This window comes from Streptomyces sp. NPDC002845 (assembly GCF_053591955.1).
In genome coordinates, this window is record NZ_JBSFUU010000236.1 from 1 (window position 1) to 1,560 (window position 1,560).

General features: G+C 66.3%; 2 protein-coding genes. One reads left to right on the top strand and one right to left on the bottom strand.

Annotated features, from left to right (window positions below; genetic code table 11):
• Positions 1-4: 4 nt before the first annotated feature.
• Complete coding sequence (locus ACWD3C_RS48565; protein ID WP_451155243.1) at positions 5-676, bottom strand: TetR/AcrR family transcriptional regulator; 672 nt, start codon at positions 674-676, stop codon at positions 5-7.
• 68 nt (positions 677-744) lie between these two features.
• Here ACWD3C_RS48565 and ACWD3C_RS48570 point away from each other — a divergent pair.
• Positions 745-1,560, top strand: an 816-nt coding sequence (locus tag ACWD3C_RS48570) for an alpha/beta fold hydrolase (RefSeq protein ID WP_451155245.1), incomplete at its 3' end; no start/stop codon positions are given.

The window sequence follows — 1,560 nt, forward strand, 5'->3', positions numbered from 1 at the left end:
GCGGTCAGGCTTCTGAGCTCCGTGCCGCCACCTGGTCGCTGTTGTGGTGTGCCAGTGACGCGAGAATTTCCTTGCGGCAGACATCGAGGATTTCGTCCGCCAGCGGAGAACCGTCCGGGCATGCCCGCGACAACATGACCGCTCCGACCGAGTGGGCGAGCATGTCGATCACCATGGTGCGGGTCGCGCGCTGGTCCGCATCCCTCGGCGTATCACTCTGGGACTGAAGGGCCGTCAGCAGATTCTCGATCCCGGCTGCGAACTCTGTTTTGATGTCCGCCGGCTGGCGTGCGGCGTCCCCGCTGAGGGCCGCGATGGTGCAGCCGTCACCGCGCCCGTCGCGATGCTCCCGCGAGACGTAGCGCTCGACGAACTCGGCGGCGTCCAGGCCTTCTGTCCGTACCGCGGTCTGCGAGAGCCCGCTCGCGGAGGCTTCGGCCATCAGGTCGGCCTTGGAGCGGAAGTGCTTGTAGAACCCGCCATGGGTGAACCCGGCGGCTGCCATCAGTTCCGCCACGCCGACACCGTCATAGCCGCGCTCCCGGAACAGCCTGGAGGCTGTCGCGACGATGTGGGCACGGTTCTGCTCTGCCTGCGCCTTGGTGACCCGCATGTCCAGCCGTCCCTTCCTCGGTCGACGCTCGACGGTCAAGCATACATTGATGTCGATCGACATCAAAGTGGTTGACTTTTTAGATGATGACCGTCATCGTATTGCTCACCCCCTCCAGAAAGGCCCAGGCCATGAGTGACACACATGTGACCGCACCGACTCAGTACATCGAGGTCGACGGCGACCGATTCGCCTACCGACGCTGGGGCAAGCCCTCCGGCGTCCCGCTCTTCCTGGTCCAGCACTTCCGCGGGGGAATGGACAACTGGGACCCCCTGCTCACCGACGGCCTGGCCGAAGGCCGGGAGGTCATCCTCTTCAACGGCCGCGGCGTCGCCTCGTCATCGGGCACGCCGCGTAACCGGATCGAGGACATGGCCGACGACATCGCCGCGGTCATCCGGGCGCTGGGGCTGGAGCAGGTCGACCTGCTCGGCTTCTCGCTCGGCGGTTACCAGGCGCAGGAGGTCACGCTGCGCCACCCCCAGCTGGTGCGCAAGCTCCTCCTGCTCGGCACCGGCCTCCGAGGCGGGGACCCGACAAGTGACCCCCAGGTGCCTGAGTACGCCCTGAACCCGGTCCCCATCCTGGAGGACTTCCTCTTCCTGTTCTTCGGCCGCTCGGAAGCCGCGAAGCAAGCGGGCAAGGCCTTCTGGGAGCGCCGCCACCAGCGGGCCGACCAGGACCCGCCGAGCTCGCCCGCGGTCGCACAGGCACAGTTCGAAGCGACTATGGCCTACGCGGAACCGCTGCCGGGCGAGAACCCCTACGCCCACCTGAACGCGATCACCCAGTCGACGCTGGTCCTCAACGGCGAGAACGACGTGATGATCGCCTCGATCAACTCCTGGCACCTCGCCCAGAACATCCCCAACGCGCAACTGCTGATCTACCCCGATGCCGGGCATGGAGCGCAGTTCCAGTATCCCGAGCGGTTCCTGAAGCAC